General features: G+C 67.0%; 19 protein-coding genes. 2 read left to right on the top strand and 17 right to left on the bottom strand.

The window, feature by feature from the left end; genetic code table 11:
• Positions 1-125: 125 nt before the first annotated feature.
• From nuoF to FRZ32_RS13325, 11 genes are all read right to left on the bottom strand, one after another.
• Positions 126-1,427 carry an NADH-quinone oxidoreductase subunit NuoF gene (gene nuoF, locus FRZ32_RS13370; protein ID WP_147043976.1) on the bottom strand — a complete coding sequence of 434 codons (1,302 nt, stop codon included), beginning with the start codon at positions 1,425-1,427 and terminating at the stop codon, positions 126-128.
• Entirely contained in the window at positions 1,427-1,588 is a 162-nt protein-coding gene (locus FRZ32_RS15350; protein WP_158635934.1) for a hypothetical protein, read from the bottom strand. Before FRZ32_RS15350 ends, nuoF begins: the two co-directional genes overlap by 1 nt.
• Positions 1,581-1,952 carry a hypothetical protein gene (locus tag FRZ32_RS13365; RefSeq protein ID WP_147043975.1) on the bottom strand — a complete coding sequence of 124 codons (372 nt, stop codon included), beginning with the start codon at positions 1,950-1,952 and terminating at the stop codon, positions 1,581-1,583. Before FRZ32_RS13365 ends, FRZ32_RS15350 begins: the two co-directional genes overlap by 8 nt.
• Positions 1,946-2,608, bottom strand: a complete 663-nt coding sequence (gene nuoE / locus FRZ32_RS13360; RefSeq protein WP_147043974.1) for an NADH-quinone oxidoreductase subunit NuoE — start codon at positions 2,606-2,608, stop codon at positions 1,946-1,948. The genes FRZ32_RS13365 and nuoE overlap by 7 nt, the downstream gene beginning before the upstream one ends.
• Positions 2,608-3,795, bottom strand: a complete 1,188-nt coding sequence (locus FRZ32_RS13355) for an NADH-quinone oxidoreductase subunit D (protein ID WP_147044486.1) — start codon at positions 3,793-3,795, stop codon at positions 2,608-2,610. Before FRZ32_RS13355 ends, nuoE begins: the two co-directional genes overlap by 1 nt.
• 53 nt (positions 3,796-3,848) lie before the next feature.
• Positions 3,849-4,745 (bottom strand): NADH-quinone oxidoreductase subunit C, encoded by an 897-nt coding sequence (locus tag FRZ32_RS13350; RefSeq protein WP_147043973.1) that lies wholly within the window; start codon positions 4,743-4,745, stop codon positions 3,849-3,851.
• 3 nt (positions 4,746-4,748) lie between these two features.
• Positions 4,749-5,300, bottom strand: a complete 552-nt coding sequence (locus FRZ32_RS13345) for a NuoB/complex I 20 kDa subunit family protein (protein WP_147043972.1) — start codon at positions 5,298-5,300, stop codon at positions 4,749-4,751.
• Complete coding sequence (ndhC, locus tag FRZ32_RS13340) at positions 5,291-5,668, bottom strand: NADH-quinone oxidoreductase subunit A (protein WP_147043971.1); 378 nt, start codon at positions 5,666-5,668, stop codon at positions 5,291-5,293. Before ndhC ends, FRZ32_RS13345 begins: the two co-directional genes overlap by 10 nt.
• A 77-nt stretch (positions 5,669-5,745) precedes the next feature.
• Entirely contained in the window at positions 5,746-6,567 is an 822-nt protein-coding gene (locus FRZ32_RS13335) for an inositol monophosphatase family protein (protein ID WP_147043970.1), read from the bottom strand.
• Between the two features lie 105 nt (positions 6,568-6,672).
• A complete protein-coding gene (gene efp, locus FRZ32_RS13330; RefSeq protein ID WP_147043969.1) occupies positions 6,673-7,236 on the bottom strand; it encodes an elongation factor P in 564 nt (187 codons plus the stop codon).
• A gap of 35 nt (positions 7,237-7,271) precedes the next feature.
• On the bottom strand, positions 7,272-7,862 hold the full coding sequence (locus FRZ32_RS13325; RefSeq protein WP_192901895.1) for a M23 family metallopeptidase: 591 nt from the start codon (positions 7,860-7,862) through the stop codon (positions 7,272-7,274).
• A gap of 102 nt (positions 7,863-7,964) precedes the next feature.
• Here FRZ32_RS13325 and FRZ32_RS13320 point away from each other — a divergent pair, with 102 nt between their 5' ends.
• Together FRZ32_RS13320 and FRZ32_RS13315 are read left to right on the top strand one after the other, a co-directional pair.
• On the top strand, positions 7,965-8,480 hold the full coding sequence (locus FRZ32_RS13320; protein ID WP_147043968.1) for a thermonuclease family protein: 516 nt from the start codon (positions 7,965-7,967) through the stop codon (positions 8,478-8,480).
• 7 nt (positions 8,481-8,487) lie between these two features.
• Complete coding sequence (locus FRZ32_RS13315) at positions 8,488-9,609, top strand: sensor histidine kinase (protein ID WP_158635933.1); 1,122 nt, start codon at positions 8,488-8,490, stop codon at positions 9,607-9,609.
• Here FRZ32_RS13315 and thiE read toward each other — a convergent pair.
• From thiE to gap, 6 genes are read right to left on the bottom strand one after another with little or no spacing between them, the layout of a single operon-like run.
• Positions 9,579-10,271, bottom strand: a complete 693-nt coding sequence (thiE, locus tag FRZ32_RS13310; RefSeq protein ID WP_147043966.1) for a thiamine phosphate synthase — start codon at positions 10,269-10,271, stop codon at positions 9,579-9,581. The genes FRZ32_RS13315 and thiE overlap by 31 nt on opposite strands.
• Positions 10,264-10,458, bottom strand: coding sequence for a hypothetical protein (locus FRZ32_RS13305; protein WP_147043965.1), 195 nt, complete (start codon positions 10,456-10,458; stop codon positions 10,264-10,266). Before FRZ32_RS13305 ends, thiE begins: the two co-directional genes overlap by 8 nt.
• A 53-nt stretch (positions 10,459-10,511) precedes the next feature.
• Positions 10,512-11,174 carry an O-methyltransferase gene (locus tag FRZ32_RS13300; protein WP_147043964.1) on the bottom strand — a complete coding sequence of 221 codons (663 nt, stop codon included), beginning with the start codon at positions 11,172-11,174 and terminating at the stop codon, positions 10,512-10,514.
• A 9-nt stretch (positions 11,175-11,183) separates the two neighbouring features.
• Positions 11,184-12,077, bottom strand: a complete 894-nt coding sequence (locus FRZ32_RS13295) for a fructose bisphosphate aldolase (RefSeq protein WP_147043963.1) — start codon at positions 12,075-12,077, stop codon at positions 11,184-11,186.
• The gene (locus tag FRZ32_RS13290) at positions 12,077-13,288 is read right to left on the bottom strand and encodes a phosphoglycerate kinase (RefSeq protein WP_147043962.1); all 1,212 of its coding nucleotides are present in this window, start codon (positions 13,286-13,288) and stop codon (positions 12,077-12,079) included. The genes FRZ32_RS13295 and FRZ32_RS13290 overlap by 1 nt, the downstream gene beginning before the upstream one ends.
• A gap of 4 nt (positions 13,289-13,292) precedes the next feature.
• The gene (gap, locus tag FRZ32_RS13285; protein ID WP_147043961.1) at positions 13,293-14,303 is read right to left on the bottom strand and encodes a type I glyceraldehyde-3-phosphate dehydrogenase; all 1,011 of its coding nucleotides are present in this window, start codon (positions 14,301-14,303) and stop codon (positions 13,293-13,295) included.
• Position 14,304: the final 1 nt, after the last annotated feature.

Genomic DNA, 14,304 nt, shown 5'->3' with positions numbered 1-14,304 from the left:
GTCAGCGCGGACGACCGCCCTGAGAAGTTATCGCTTTGCATGGAGCGCCGCAACGCCTTGTGAAAGCGCCTTTCGCGTTGCGGATCAAAGCGGACGCGATCATCCGCCCGCGGCGCCGGCAGCCGCTACTCGGCCGCTTCGAGGATTGGCGCCGAACCGGCCGCACGTTCGGCGATCCGCCGCTCGAGCTCGGGCCGATAGTGACGGATCAGGCCCTGGATCGGCCAGGCCGCGGCATCGCCGAGCGCGCAGATCGTATGCCCCTCGACCTGCTTGGTCACGTCCCACAGCTGGTCGATCTCCTCGACGCTCGCCTCGCCGGTGACCAGGCGTTCCATGACCCGCCACATCCAGCCGGTGCCCTCGCGGCACGGCGTGCACTGGCCGCAGCTCTCATGCTTGTAGAAATAGGAGATGCGGGCGATCGCCTTCACCACGTCGGTGGACTTGTCCATGACGATGACGGCGGCGGTGCCGAGGCCGGACTGGAGGTCCTTCAATCCGTCGAAATCCATCGGCGCATCCATGATCTGCGCCGCCGGAACGAGCGGAACCGACGAGCCGCCCGGGATCACCGCGAGGAGATTGTCCCAGCCGCCGCGGATGCCGCCGGCATGTTTGTCGATCAGCTCGCGGAACGGGATGCTCATCGCCTCCTCGACCACGCACGGGCAGTTCACGTGTCCGGAAATCTGGAAGAGCTTGGTGCCGGCATTGTTCTCGCGCCCGAAGCTCTTGAACCAGGCCGCGCCGCGCCGGAGGATGGTCGGCGCGACCGCGATCGATTCGACATTGTTGACGGTGGTCGGGCAGCCGTAGAGGCCGGCGCCCGCCGGGAATGGCGGCTTCAGGCGCGGCTGGCCCTTCTTGCCCTCCAGGCTTTCCAGCATCGCTGTCTCTTCGCCGCAGATATAGGCGCCGGCGCCGCGATGGACGAAGATGTCGAAATCGAAGCCCGACCCGCAGGCATTCTTGCCGATCAGGCCCGCGTCATAGGCCTCCTGCACCGCCGCCTCGAGCACCTTCGCCTCGAAGATGAATTCGCCGCGGATGTAGATATAAGCAGCGCGGCAACGCATCGCGAAGCCGGCGATCAGCGCGCCCTCGACCAGCTTGTGCGGATCGTGGCGGATGATCTCGCGGTCCTTGCACGACCCCGGCTCGGATTCGTCGGCGTTGACGACCAGGAAATTGGGGCGCTTGGGATCGGGGTTTTTGGGCATGAAGCTCCACTTCATGCCGGTCGGGAAGCCCGCCCCGCCGCGGCCGCGCAGGCCGGACGCCTTGATCTCCTCGATGATCGCATCCTGCCCGCGCGCCATCAGCGCCTTGGTGTCGTCCCAGTCGCCCCGCTTGCGCGCCGCGTCGAGGTTCCACGGCTGGAAGCCGTAGACATTGGTGAAGATGCGATCCTTGTCTTCGAGCATCACTTGTTCCCGATCATCTTCTGCGCGGCCAGGACGACGACCGCGGCGCCGACGATGATGATGGCGACGAATGCCAATTTGATGGCGATCTTGAGGATTGCCAAGAGGAGGAGGACGCCGATGACGACGGCGACGAACGCGCCGATGCTGGCCTTACCCACGCGGCGCCCCTCCCCCGTTCTGGCAGAATTCGGACGATGCCTGGTCCATCGCGCCGGGCCGCATCTGGGGCTCGACGAAGGCGTCGCGTGAATCGACGACGATATAGCGTTGCGGCGCCCCACCGCCCTGGGTGAAGGTGCCGCAGACGATCCGCACCCCCTGGCTCGCGCTGCGGCGTGGCGCGGAGAACACGAGGTTCGCCGGGTTTCCGAGCTTCGCGCGAACGAGGCGCTGGGCGGCGGAGACATCGCCCTCGAGCATCGTGCGCGGGACGGAGGCGGCCGCCGCATTGTTCGCCGGCGCCTCGCCGCGATGGCAGGCCGCGAGCATCAGCAGGATGAGGACCGCGGCACGATTCACCACTCGCCCCGGTAATCGTGATTCTCGCTTTGCATCTCCTTGAGGACGGTCGGGCCGCCCTCGGGACAGGAGGTGATGCGATCGACCTGGGGGCCGATCTTCGGTTGCTTGCCGGCGGCGAGCGCATCGAGCACCGCCGTCATGCTGTCGAAGGTAAGGTCCTCGTAATTGTCGTCGTTGATCTGCACCATCGGCGCGTTGGCGCAGGCGCCGAGGCATTCCACCTCGGTCAGCGTGAACAGGCCGTCCTCGGTCGTGTGGCCCTTCTTCATGCCCTTGGCATAGCAGGCGGCGAGCACGTGGTCGGATCCGCGCAGCATGCACGGCGTCGTCCCGCAGACCTGCACATGGAAGCGGCCGACCGGCACCAGATTGAACATCGTGTAGAAGGTCGCGACCTCGTAAGCCCGGATGTAGGGCATATCGAGATAGCGGGCGACATATTCGATCACCGGGATCGGCAGCCACCCCTGCGTCTTCGTCTCCGCTCCGACCTGCCGCTGGGCGAGATCGAGCAAGGGGATGATCGCGCTCTGCTGCCGCCCCGGCGGATAGCGATCGACGATCTTCTTCGCCAGCGCGGCGTTCTCTGCCGTGAAAGCGAAGGCGCCCCAGCGCTCGCGGATTTCGGGGGTGTCGGGAAGACGTTTGGCAGCCATTAGCGGTCACACTCCCCGAACACGATGTCCATCGCCCCAAGGATCGCGGTCACGTCGGCGAGCATGTGGCCCTTGGACATGAAGTCCATCGCCTGGAGGTGGCTGAACGCGGTCGGCCTGATCTTCACGCGGTAGGGTTTGTTGGTGCCGTCGCTGACCAGGTAGATGCCGAACTCGCCCTTGGGGCTTTCGGTCGCGACATAGACCTCGCCGGCGGGGACGTGCAGCCCTTCGGTGTAGAGCTTGAAGTGATGGATGAGCGCCTCCATCGAGGTCTTCATCTCAGCGCGGCGCGGCGGCGCGACCTTGCGGTCGTCGGTGAGCACGAGGCCGTCGGGCATCTCATTGAGGCACTGCTTCATGATCCGCGCGGACTGCCAGACCTCCTCGACCCGAACCATGAAGCGATCGTAGCAATCGCCCCTGGTGCCGACGGGCACGTCGAAATCCATCCGGTCATAGACTTCGTAAGGCTGGGAGCGCCGGATATCCCACGGGATGCCGGCGGCGCGGATCATCGGGCCGGAAAAGCCCCAGGCCAGCGCATCTGCCCTGGAAACCGTCGCGATATCGACATTGCGCTGCTTGAAGATGCGGTTGTCGGCGACCAGGCTGACCGCGTCCGCGAACAGGCCCGGCAGGCGGTTGTCGAGCCAGTCGGCGATGTCGGTAAGCAGCTTCAGCGGCACGTCCTGGCGCACGCCGCCCGGGCGGAACCAGTTGGCGTGCATCCGCGCGCCCGACGCCCGCTCGTAGAAGTTCATCAGGTCTTCGCGAAGCTCGAACATCCACAGGTTCGGCGTCATCGCGCCGACGTCCATGACATGGCTACCCAGATTGAGCAGATGGTTCGAGATGCGGGTCAGCTCGGCAAAGAGGACCCGCAGATATTTGGCGCGCGGCGGGATATCGAGATCGAGCAGTTTCTCGATCGCGAGCACGAAGCTGTGCTCCATCGACAGCGGCGACACGTAGTCGAGGCGATCCATATAGGGGAGCGCCTGGAGATAGGTCTTGTATTCGCAGAGCTTCTCGGTGCCGCGGTGGAGCAGGCCGACATGCGGATCGACCCGCTCGATGATCTCCCCGTCAAGCTCGAGCACCAGACGGAGCACGCCGTGCGCGGCGGGATGCTGCGGGCCGAAATTGATCGTGTAGTTGGCGATCGACGCCTCGTGCTCGCGCACCTCGTCGAGCCGCTCGACCGCCCGCGCGTCGACGTCCGGATTGTGGAGATCGGTCACGACTTGTCACCCTTCGGCTTGCGCGGCGCGCGCGGCTTGCGGGCCGCCGGCGCCTCGCTGGCCACGGCGGCGTCAGGCCTCGGCGGCGCGGCCTTGCGGGCGCGCGGCTTCTGCGCGGTCGTCTTGGCGCCTTCGGTATTGGCCGGCTCGCCCGCGCCCGTCTGCTCCTTGCGCTCGGTCGTCTTCGGCGTCGACGCCGTCGCGGGAGCCGGCGACTGGGCGGCGTCGGCCTTCCTGATCTCGTCGGCCTTCAGCGGAGTCGGCGCGCCCTTTTCCTCGGGAAGCTTCGCCTTCTCATCGCCCGGAAGGACATATGCGGCCCCTTCCCACGGACTGAGGAAGTCGAAATTGCGGAAATCCTGCGCGAGCCGCACCGGCTCGTAGACGACGCGCTTCTGCTCCTCGGAATAACGAAGCTCGACATAGCCCGTGAGCGGGAAATCCTTGCGCTGCGGATGGCCCCGAAAGCCATAGTCGGTGAGGATCCGGCGCAGGTCCGGATGGCCCTCGAAGACCACGCCGTACATGTCGAACACTTCGCGCTCGAGCCAGCCGGCGACCGGATAGACGCCGGTCACGGTCGGCACCGGCTTCACCTCGTCGGTCGAGACGCGGACGCGCAGGCGATGGTTCTTCGTGACCGAAAGCAGGTGGTAGACCACCTCGAAGCGCTCGGCGCGCTCGGGATAGTCGACGCCCGCAATCTCCATGAGCTGCTGGTACTCGAACCGGTCGCGAAGGGTGGTGAGGACGGTGGCGATCGACTCGCGCGCGACGTCGATCGAAACCTCGCCGACCTCGTCCTTGGCGACAAGGAAGGCTGGGCCGATCGCCGCCTTCACCTCGTCGATAATGCCCGTGCGGGCCGGGATCAGTGGAGCCGCGCTTGCCATGGCCTATCGCTCGATCGTGCCTTCGCGGCGGATCTTCCGCTGGAGCTGCATGATGCCGTAGAGCAAAGCCTCGGCGGTCGGCGGGCAGCCGGGGACGTAGATGTCCACCGGCACGATCCGGTCGCAGCCGCGCACCACGCTGTAACTGTAGTGATAATAGCCGCCGCCATTGGCGCACGAGCCCATCGAGATCACATATTTGGGCTCGCTCATCTGGTCGTAGACCCGGCGGAGCGCTGGGGCCATCTTGTTGCAGAGCGTGCCGGCGACGATCATCACGTCGCTCTGGCGCGGGCTCGCGCGCGGCGCGGCGCCAAATCTTTCAAGGTCGTAGCGCGGCATGTTCACATGGATCATCTCGACCGCGCAGCACGCCAGGCCGAAGGTCATCCACCAGAGCGAACCGGTCCGCGCCCATTGGAACAGATCCTCGGTGGTCGTGACGAGGAAGCCCTTGTCGCTCACCTCCGACTGGATCTGGTTGAAGATGTACGGATCGGGAAGCTGGCTTTCGAGCGGATGCCCGGCCTCGCGCCCCGAGAGCGTCACTCCCATTCCAGCGCTCCCTTCTTCCACGCATAGGCAAGTCCGAGCGCAAGCTCGACGATGAACAGCATCATCGCGCCCCAGGCGACCCAGCCGATCGAAAAGACGCTGACGGCCCAGGGGAAGAGGAACGCCGCCTCGATGTCGAAGACGATGAAGAGGATCGCCACCAGATAGAAGCGCACGTCGAATTGCGCGCGACTATCCTCGAACGCGGGGAACCCGCATTCATATTCGGCGAGCTTGTCCGGATTGGGCTTGTCCGCGCCTGTGAACCGGGCGGCGATCATCGGCAGCACCACGAAGGCGCCGGAAATGCCGAGCGCGACGACCAGGAACAGGAGGATCGGCAGATAGTTCGCGGCGACCGACGCCATGTGACTCAACTCTCCCAGAGGTTGCGGCGGCTTTAGGATGGGCGCGACAGCGACGCAAGGCTCGGCGGCGGAGAAGTTCAGCCCTTGAGCGCGCCGGCGACCAGCTTGTGCAGACGCGAGTGGAGATCGCCATTGCCGGCGAGGATCTGCCCTTTCGCAAGCCCTGCATCGCCGCCACGGAAATCGGTCACGAACCCGCCGGCCTCGCGCACCAGGATGATCCCCGCGGCGATATCCCAGAACTGAAGGTCTTCCTCCCAGAAGCCGTCGAATCGACCGGCGGCGACCCAGGCGAGATCGAGCGCGGCGGAACCGAACCGACGAATGCCGGCGACTTCAGGGCTCACCGCGCCGGCGATCTTCTGCCAGCGCGGGGTATCGCCATGGCCATGGAACGGGATTCCGGTCGCGATCAACGCTTCCGACATGTCGCGCCGCGAAGAGACCCGCAGCCGCCGGTCGTGCAGCCAGGCGCCCCTGCCCTTTTCGGCCCAGAAGCTCTCGTCGGTCAGCGGTTGATAGACGAGACCGTGGGAGAGATCGCCCCAGCCCTGCCCGCCCGGCTTCGGCTCCTGGACCGCGATCGAGATCGCGAAATGCGGGATGGAGTGCAGGAAGTTGGAGGTGCCGTCGATCGGGTCGATCACCCAGCGCGGCTTGTTCGGATCGCCTTCGATGCTGCCGCCTTCTTCGAGCAGCATCCCCCACTCGGGGCGCGCGCGGCGAAGCTCCTCGACCAGCGCCTGCTCGGTGCGCTCGTCGGCGAGGCTGACGAAGTCGGCAGGCCCCTTGCGGCTCACCTGGAGATGCTCGACCTCGCCGAAGTCGCGGCGCAGGCGCCCCGCCGCCTTGCGCGCGGCACGCTCCATGACGGTGATGAGGCCGGAATGGCTGGGCAACTCAATTCTCCCCCCTCCCGCGTGCGGGAGGGGTAAGGGGGTGGGCTTGAGAGGTCGGCCGGGCCCACCCCTCGATCCCCTCCCGCAAGCGGGAGGGGAAGAACATCAGTCCGCGCGACGGACGTACGTCTGTTCGTAAACGTCGACCACGATCTTCGTTCCGGCACTGATATGCGGCGGGACCATGACGCGAACGCCATTGTCGAGGATCGCCGGCTTGTAGCTGGACGAGGCGGTCTGCCCTTTCACCACGGCGTCGGCCTCGACGATGGTGGCCTCGATCGTATCGGGCAATTGCACGCTGATCGGCTTCTCGTCGTACAGCTCCATGACGACGTCCATGCCATCCTGGAGGAAGGCGGCGGCATCGCCGAGAAGGTCGCGCGGCAGGCTGATCTGCTCGTAGCTTTCCTTGTCCATGAAGGTCAGCATGTCGCCGTCGGCGAACAGGAACTGGAAATCCTTCGTGTCGAGCCGGACGCGCTCCACCGTCTCCGCGGACCGGAACCGGACGTTGTTCTTGCGGCCGTCGACGAGGTTCTTCATCTCGACCTGCATATAGGCGCCGCCCTTGCCGGGCTGGGTGTGCTGGATCTTCACAGCGCGCCAGATGCCGCCTTCATATTCGATGATGTTGCCGGGACGGATGTCCACGCCGCTGATCTTCATGGTCTGCTCGTTTGAGAAAGAAAGGTTGCGGGCCTTTAGCGTGGCGACCGGTTTCCGACAAGCAGCGGATAGGGATTGATCGGCGTGCCGCGCCACCACTGGTCTCCCGGGGCCATGCGGCTGATCGCGAAGTGGAGATGCGGCGCCTCGGCGCTGGCATTGCCGGTGCTGCCGACGAAGCCGATCGGATCGCCGCGGCCGATCGCCTGCCCCTCGTGGAGCCCGGGCGCATAGGCCTGGAGATGCGCGTAATAGAACATCCACCGCCGGTCGGGCGATCGGACATAGACGGTGATCCCGCCACCGCCGCGGCTGAAATAGAGCTTCTCGACCGTGCCGGCCGCCGCCGCGATCACGGGCGTTCCGGCGGGCGCCATGATGTCGATCGCATCGTGGACCCGCCCGCCGGCGCGTGCGTCGCTATAGGTATCGGTAAGGACGCCGGGCTCGATCCCGGCCACCGGGAGGGCAAGCCCCGACGGCAGGATGAAGGGGCCCGCGGCCACCTGCGGGGCGGACGCCGGAGGCGGGGCCGGCGCCCTGCCCGACAGCCACACCATGCTCATCAGCACGACGATCACGAGGCCGGTGACACCGACGGCGAGAAGGAGCGTCACGTTGCGCATGCGAAAACAAGCGCGCCCAACGCGGCATCGTTCCCGCCGCGCCTTCCGGACGGTTGAGCATCTCCCTTCCGTCCGGCATAGAGGAAGCAGGGGGGCAAGCGGATGAATCTCGGACGGCAGATCAAGGATCGGATCGGAACCGGAGGGATCGTCATCGCCCTGATCGTGGCCGCGGCCATCGTCTTCATCGGCGCGAGCGCGATCTTCAGCCTTGCGCCGACCACGGTGGATATCTCCACCGGCGCCCGGTTCCCCTGCACGGTCATCAGCATCTACGACGGCGACGGCCCGATCAACTGCGCCGAGGTCGATGAAAACGGCAAGCAGGTGTCGATCCGGCTGCGCGGGATCGAGGCGCGCGAGCCCGACAATACGTGCCAGCTCCCGGTCTGCCCGCCCATGTCCGGCGCCCAGGCCAAGGCGGAGCTGACCCGCCTTGCGGTGGGCCGCATGCAGTGCGTCTCCTTCGGCCCCTCCTACAACCGTGTCGACGCAAGCTGTTTCAGCGCCACCGGAGTCGATATCAGCTGCGAGCTGATCCGCCGGGGCGCCGCCGAACGCTGGCCGGAATATGACCGGGAGCAGCGGCTCGTTCACTGCGTTCCCCGGCGCGGCTAGGCAGGGCGTGCGGGTCCTGAAGCAGCTGCGGCACCGGCTCGGCCGAACCGCCCTTGGCCCCATCGTTGTCCTGTGGGGCTTCGGCTACGCGCTCGTCGATATCGTCGCCTTTCTGCTCGGGCGGAGCGCGCCGGGATCGAACCTCGTTTCGTCCATGCCGATGTTCGCCCTCGGAGTCGGCCAGACGCTGATGCTCGATTGGCTGCGGCAGACCGTGCTTCCCCGGCGCGGCTTGCTTCGCTGGGCCCTGCTGGGGATCGCCGTCGCGACCGCCACGACGATCCAGGGCCTGTTCGATCTTTACTGGCTGCGCTTCCTGTCGATCGCACTCTTTCCGCAGTGGCAGGAATGGGCGCTGGTGATCGACATCCAGCGGCTGTTCACCGTGCTGCTGCTCTACCTTTGGACCTTCTGCCTGGCGCTGACGCTGCTCTGGGCCGCGCGGGCCAACGCCCGGTTCGAGGCGAGCGCGGCACGCGCCGCCAGTGCGGAGGCGGCGGCAGCCAAGGCGGAATCGGCGGCGCTGAGGCTCCAGCTCAACCCGCATTTCCTGTTCAACACGCTCAATTCGATCTCAAGCCTCGTCTATCTCGATCGCAAAAGCGAGGCGGAGGAGATGATCGATCGCCTGTGCGAGTTCCTGCGCGCCTCGCTCTCCGCCGATCCGATGGCGGACGTTCCGCTGGCGCAGGAGATCGACAGCATCGATGCCTATCTCGGCATCGAATCGGCGCGGTTCGGCGACCGGCTCGACATCGCCATCGACGTGGCAGCGGGCGCCGCCGACGTTCAGGTGCCCAATTTCATCCTCCAGCCGCTGGTCGAAAACGCGATCAAGCATGGCGTGGCGCGCGCCAAGGGCCCGGCGACGCTGGAGGTGGCGGCCGCGCGCGAGGGCGATTCGATCCGCCTTTGCGTGTTCAACGGGCCGGCCGTCGATCCTTCGGCTGCGGATTTGGAGGACGGCCATGCGCGACGCAGCACCGGCATCGGCCTCGCCAATATCCGCCAGCGCCTCGCCAATCGCTACGGCGATGCCGCCTCGCTGGAGACCGAGGCCGGCCCGGACGGCTACCGCGCCGTGATTCGCCTGCCCTTTCAGGCCGCGCGCGAGGCCAGTACGTCCTGAAAGGCGGCCACGGCCGCCGCGGGATCGGTGGCGGACCAGACGGCGCCGCTTACCGCCAGGAAATCGGCCCCCGCCTTCACCAGCACGCCGCCATTTTCCGGCGTGATCCCGCCGATCGCGACGCAGGGCAGCTCGAACAGGGTCGTCCACCAGGACAGGATCGACGGATCGGGCCGGTGGCGCGTCTCCTTGGTCGCGCTCGGAAAGAAGGCGCCGAAGGCGACATAGTCCGCCCCCGCCTCGCCCGCCTCCATCGCGAGGTGGCGGCTGTCATGGGCGGTGACGCCGATCTGCGCGCCGGGCCCGAGCAATGCGCGCGCCTCGCGCGGATCGCCGTCGCCCTGGCCGAGATGCACCCCATCCGCGGCGATCCGCTTGGCGAGCGCCATGTCGTCATTGACGATGAAGGCGACCTCGCGATCCGCGCAGATGCGCTGGAGCGGCTCAGCCAGGCGCGCCGCCTCATGCTGGTCGATGCCCTTGACCCGAAACTGGAAGGCAGCGACCGGGCCGCCGTCGAGCGCCTCGGCCAGCCGGTCCGGAAAGCCGCCGCCGACCTCGAGCGGGGAGATCAGGTAGAGCTGGCAGGCCGGACGCCGCGGATCGCGCTCGAAGCGCTCGGCGAAATGGGGATCGAGCGCCAGGTCGTCATCGTCATCCATCGCCGCGCTCTAGCGTGCGGATCGCGGCGGCGAAAGCGGCGGGATCGTCCAGCTTGTGGGCGATGGCGCCGATCGCCCGGCGCCGCACCCGGACGGGCGGGTCGACCTCGACCATGACATTGGGCCAGGCGAGGCGCGCAAGGTTGAGCACCTCGCGGCGCTTCAGCTCCTCGGCGGTCCACGCCATGAACATCCAAAAGGTCGGCGCGAGGCTCCGGTGATTGGCGAAGGCCGTTCCGTTCAGCGGACCAGCGCCATCATCAGGCCGTCCCATCCCTTGGCCCCTACCGTCTGGATCGCCGTTGCATCGAGCCGCGCCTCGGCGGTGAGCATGTCGAACAGGCGGCGCGTTCCCTGGATCATTGCGTCGTCGGAATCACCGTCGATCACCCGCCCGTCGCGCACGACATTGTCGACGATGATGACGCTCCCCGAACGGGCAAGGTCGATCGCCGCGCGGACATAAACGCCGTTGTTCCGCTTGTCGGCATCGATGAAGACGAGATCGAACGGCGCCCCGCCTTCAGCGGCCAGCGCGGCGAGCGAGTCCTGCGCCGCTCCCACCCTGATCTCGACCTTCCCGCCGATCCCGGCGCGATCGACATTGGCGCGCGCGACCTGCGCGTGGTGCGGATCGAGCTCAAGGGTGACGACCCGCCCGTCCTCCGGCAGCGCCCGCGCCAGCCAGATCGTTGAATAGCCGCCGAGCGTCCCGATTTCGAGGATGCGGCGCGCGCTCATCGCGCGGGCGATCAGGTGGAGCAGCTTGCCCTGCAGCGGCGAGACGTCGATCGCGGGCAGGCCCGCCGCCCGATTGGCCGCCAGGGCCGCATCGAGCGCCGGATCGTCGGCGAGCAGCTTTTCCGCCAGATAGGCGTCGACCGTGTTCCACTCCGCGCTCATCCGGCCCTCCTAGGCCTTGGCGACCGAGGCCTCGTAAATCTCGTCGATCGCCTCGCCGAGCGTGCGGTCGAACTCGGCGTCGCTCATCTGCGCGCGAAGATCTTCGAGCAAGGCCCGGCTGAAGCTCGCGATGATCCCGTGATTCCTGGCGAGCTCGGCGCAGGCCTCGCTGCGCGAATAGCCGCCCGAGAGCGCGACGACCCGAAGCACATGCGGATGGGCGACGAGCGGATCGAACAGGCCGCATTCGGCCGGCAGGCTGAGCTTCAGCATGACCCTGGCATCGCCCGGCAAGGCATCGAGCCCCTTCTTGAGCTCGTCGAGAAGGATCGCATCGGCCTCGGCGCGCTCGGGGCTCTTGATGTTGACCTCCGGCTCGATGATCGGGACCAGCCCATGCGCCCGGACCTGCCTGGCCACCTCGAACTGCTGGGCGACGACCGCCGCGATCCCCTCACGATTGGCGAGGTTGATGACCGAGCGCTCCTTGGTTCCGAACACGCCGAGCCCCTTGGCGCGCGCGAGCAGCGCGTCGAGCTCGGGCATCGGCTTCATCAGCTGGACGCCATCGGCTTCGGCCTCCAGCCCCTTGTCGATCTTCACGAACGGGACGACGCCGCGGTCCTTCAGCGCCTGCGGCGTGGGCTTGCCGCCAACCTCGCCGTCCATCGTCCGCTCGAACAGGATCGCGCCGATCACCTTGTCGCCGGTGAAGGCGGGCGAGGTGATGATCCGCTCGCGCATCTTGTGGATGAGGCCGAACATCTCCTCGTCGGAAGACCAGGCGCCCTCCTCGATCCCATAGCCCTTCAGCGCCTTGGGCGTGGAACCACCGCTCTGGTCGAGCGCGGCGATGAAGCCCTTCCCGCTCGCCATCTGCGTCATCATGTCCGAATCCTGCATCATTCTCCCTCTCGCGAGTCCAGCGCCTTGACCCCCGGCAGCTCCTTGCCTTCCATCCATTCGAGGAAGGCGCCGCCGGCCGTCGACACGAAGGTGAAATCGTCGGCCACGCCCGCCTGGTTGAGCGCGGCGACCGTATCGCCGCCGCCCGCCACCGAGACGAGGCTTCCCTCCTGGGTCAGCGCCGCCGCCGTGCGGGCGAGCGAAACCGTCGCGGCCTCGAAGGGTGGCGTCTCGAACGCGCCGAGCGGGCCGTTCCACACCAGGGTCCGGCACGTCTTGAGCACGTCCGCCAGCGCCTCGACGGCGGCCGGGCCGACGTCGAGGATCATCTCGTCCTCCGCGACCTCATGGACGTTGCAGGTGCGGATGCTCGGCGGATTCGCCGCAAACTCCTTCGCGACGACCACATCGTAGGGCAGATGCACGGTGCAGTTCGCCCGGTCCGCCGCGTCGAGAATCTCGTTGGCGGTGTCGGCGAGGTCGCGTTCGGCAAGGCTTTTGCCGATCGCGACGCCGCGCGCGGCGAGGAAGGTGTTCGCCATGCCGCCGCCGATGATGAGGTGATCGACCTTGCCGACCAGGTGGCGCAGCACTTCGAGCTTGGTCGAAACCTTCGCGCCCCCGACCACCGCCGCGACCGGCCGCTCCGGATGGCCGAGCGCGCGTTCCAGCGCGTTCAGCTCCTTTTCCATCGCGCGCCCGGCATAAGCGGGCAGCAGGTGGGCGATCCGCTCGGTCGAGGCGTGGGCGCGATGCGCGGCGGAAAAGGCATCGTCGACATAGAAGTCGCCGAGCGCGGCCATCGCTTGCGCGAGCGCCGCATCGTTCTTCTCCTCGCCGGCATGGAATCGGGTGTTCTCGAGAATCGCGACATCACCGGGCTGCAGCGTCGCGACGGCCTCGGCCGCCTCCGGCCCCGCGCAATCGTCGATGAAGCGGACGGGCCGGCCGAGCACATGCTCATAGGGCCGCGTCACCAGCGCCAGCGACATGTCCGGCCGCCGCTCGCCCTTCGGCCTGCCGAAATGGGCGAGCAGGAGGACGATCGCGCCCTTGTCGGCCAGTTCGGTGACGGTCGGGAGCGTCGCGCGCAACCGGGTGTCGTCGGTGACGGCCCCGTCCTTCATCGGCACGTTGAGGTCCACGCGGACCAGCGCGCGCTTGCCCGAAACGTCGCCGAGGTCGTCGAGGGTCCTGAACGACGTCATGGCGTCAGATCAGCTTTCCCATCGCCGCGGCGGTATCGACCATGCGGTTCGAAAAGCCCCATTCATTGTCGTACCAGGAAACGACGCGGGCGAGCTTGCCCTCCATCACCGTCGTCTCGAGCCCGTCCACCGTCGAGCTCTGGGGCGTATGGACGATGTCGGCCGACACGATCGGGTCCTCGGTATAGACGAGGATATTCTTGAGCGGGCCGCTCTCGGCCGCGGCCTTGAGCAGCGCGTTGATCTCGTCGCGGCTCGTGTCGCGCTTCGGGGTGAAAACGAGATCGATCAGGCTGCCGTCCGGCACCGGCACGCGGACCGCCGAGCCGTCGAGCTTGCCCTTGAGCTCCGGCAGCACCTCGCCGACCGCGCGGGCGGCGCCGGTCGTGGTCGGGATCATCGACATGGCGGCCGCGCGGGCGCGCCGCAGGTCCTTGTGGATCTGATCGAGGATCTTCTGGTCGTTGGTATAGGCATGGACCGTGGTCATGAAGCCGCGCTCGATCCCGATCGTGTCGTTGAGCACCTTGGCGACCGGGGCGAGGCAGTTGGTCGTGCAGGACGCATTCGACACGATCGTGTGCTCTGCGGTCAGCTTGTCATGGTTCACGCCGTAGACGACGGTGAGATCGGCACCCTTGGCCGGGGCGGAGACGAGAACTTTCTTCGCACCTGCAGTCAGATGCGCGCCGGCCTTGTCACGATCGGTGAAGAAACCGGTGCATTCGAGGACGAGGTCGATCCCGTTCGCTCCGTGCGGCAGCTTCGCCGGATCCTTCTCCGCCGTGACATGGATCCGCTTGCCGTCGATCACGAGGTCATTGCCCTCGGCGCTGACCGTCCCCGGATATTTGCCGTGGACGCTGTCGCGGCCGAAGAGCCAGGCATTGGATTCGGCGTCGGCAAGATCATTGACCGAGACGAGTTCAAGCCCGCTGTCCGGACGCTCGAGCAGGGCACGCGCCACGAGGCGGCCGATCCGCCCGAAGCCGTTGATCGCAACTCTGGTCGCCATG

The sequence above is a fragment of the Sphingosinicella ginsenosidimutans genome (genome assembly GCF_007995055.1).
GTDB lineage: Bacteria > Pseudomonadota > Alphaproteobacteria > Sphingomonadales > Sphingomonadaceae > Allosphingosinicella > Allosphingosinicella ginsenosidimutans.
Note: the sequence above shows the minus strand (reverse complement) of the source record. Positions and strands in the feature narration are given on the sequence as shown.